This window comes from Protofrankia sp. CiT1 (assembly GCF_917627335.1).
Lineage (GTDB): Bacteria > Actinomycetota > Actinomycetes > Frankiales > Frankiaceae > Protofrankia.
Map to the genome: position 1 here is coordinate 23970 of NZ_CAKJTP010000060.1, position 1860 is coordinate 25829.

At 68.7% G+C, this 1860-nt stretch carries 2 protein-coding genes; one reads left to right on the plus strand and one right to left on the minus strand.

The features are described 5' to 3' along the window. Window positions 1–95: 95 nt before the first annotated feature. Window positions 96–1277, minus strand: a complete 1182-nt coding sequence (locus tag MJ785_RS12010) for a Fic family protein (RefSeq protein ID WP_239380865.1) — start codon at window positions 1275–1277, stop codon at window positions 96–98. Between the two features lie 211 nt (window positions 1278–1488). Between MJ785_RS12010 and MJ785_RS12015 the strand changes: the two genes are divergently transcribed. After that, on the plus strand, window positions 1489–1860 hold a 372-nt coding region (locus tag MJ785_RS12015), incomplete at its 3' end, for a hypothetical protein (protein ID WP_239380867.1).

Here is a 1860-nt window from a genome sequence, read left to right on the forward strand (position 1 = left end):
CCCTGACGGCCGGGGGTCCGGGGCTCATCCCGGCGTCCTTGTGATACCTACAGGGCTGTTTGGTATCACAAGGACGCGCCAGTGGTAGGTAAGTATCACTCGATCATCGTGGGCTGTGGGGACGAGGCCGGGCGACCATCGATCGCCTGGAGGATGCCGTTCGCGACGAACAGACGGTTGCGGGTACGGCCGGGCAGCTCCGTGAGGATTTCGGCTTCCACCAGTTTCGCGACGTTCAGGCTGGCGGAGCGGTGCGTCACGTCGAGGATGCGCCGAGCCCGGCTGACGGTCAGCGCCGGGATCTCGAACAGGGCGTCCACCAGTACCGCCAACAGCGCGGACGAGCGTGCGGTACCGACCCGGGCGCGGTAGTCGTCCCGCAGAGCCTGCAGTGTGGCGGAACGCCGCACTGCATCCCGGGCCTGTTCGGCGACACCCCGAAGGAAGAAACCCACCCAGCCGGGCCAGTCTCCATGGGTGGAGACCCGCAGCAGGCGGGCATAGTACTCATCGCGCCGCGGTTCGATCCAGGCCGAGATGTCCAGCAGCGGGGCGTTCAGCAGCCCCCATTCGGCCAACAGCAGGACGACGAGGAGCCTGCCGACGCGGCCGTTGCCGTCGAGAAACGGGTGGATCGCCTCGAACTGGTAGTGCGTGCACGCAATTGTGATGAGCGGTGGCAGGTCGTGGTCGGCATGCAGATGTTTCTCGAACGAGTCCAGGCATTCCCACAACCGCTCGGGGGGCGGCGGAACGTAGGTTGCGTCGTCGAGGGTGCAACCGGGCGGCCCGATCCAGGTCTGACTTCGCCGAACGTCACCAGGAGTGGCGTAGTTGCCGTGGACGTCGCTCAGCAGGACGGCATGTGCCTCCCGTAGCAGCGACACGCTCAGGGGGAGCCGGCGGTTCGGGTCGAGGACGTGTTCGACCGCTGTCACATAGTTGAACACCTCCCGGACGTCGTCGCCTTCATCGTGGGTCGGTCGGTCCGCCTCGAACAGGACCAGATCCGACACGGACGCCTGGGTGCCCTCGATCCGGCTGGACAGCACAGCTTCCCGGCGGACGAGGGCGCGGGCCAGCAGCCGTGGGTTCGGCAACGTCCGGCCGGCGCCGGCAAGTTCGCCCAGCGCGCGGTCGGCCTCGGAGAGCAGGCCGATCAGGGGCCGGTCGAAGTCGAGCGCGGGCGGCAACGGTGGCGGGAGGAAGGCGAGGTAGTCGCGTTCGGCCCGGACGATGTAGCCCGACTGCTCAGGAGCGAAGGAGTCGCGTCGCACTGGTACTGACCTACCGTCCCGGCGTCCTTGTGATACCTACAGGGCTGTTTGGTATCACAAGGACGCGCCAGTGGTAGGTAAGTATCACTGGCGCCGAGCTATGACCAGGGCGGCCCCGCGAGGGACGCTCCGGTGCGCGGCATCGGGTCTCCGGGCGTGCGGAGAGCATGATTGCGCACCTTTCGACCGGTTCGGTGGGAGGCTGGCAGGCATGCGTCTGAGACCGGTGCGGACGGTCGGGCCGCCGGAGGTTCCGCTGGAGCCGGGGGAGTTCACCGAGGTCGTGCTGCGCGGCCGGCTCACCGCCCCATCCGGCCCGGGGGTGCTGACGGCGCGGGCCGAGCGGTTCATCGGCCACCGCCTGGGGACGTCCCGCTGGATCCTGCTCACCACCCGGCGGCTGCTGGTCGTCGCGCCCTTCCCGCGCGAAGGCGACTACTTCGATGTCGCCTTCGACCGGCGGGTGCTCTCGGCGTCCCAGGGGCGTAAGCACGGAGAGCTGATCACGGTGGACCTGACGACCCCGGCCGGCCGGCAGGTGCTGCGGGTGCCGGCCAGCCTGCGCTCCGAGCTCTCCCGTTTC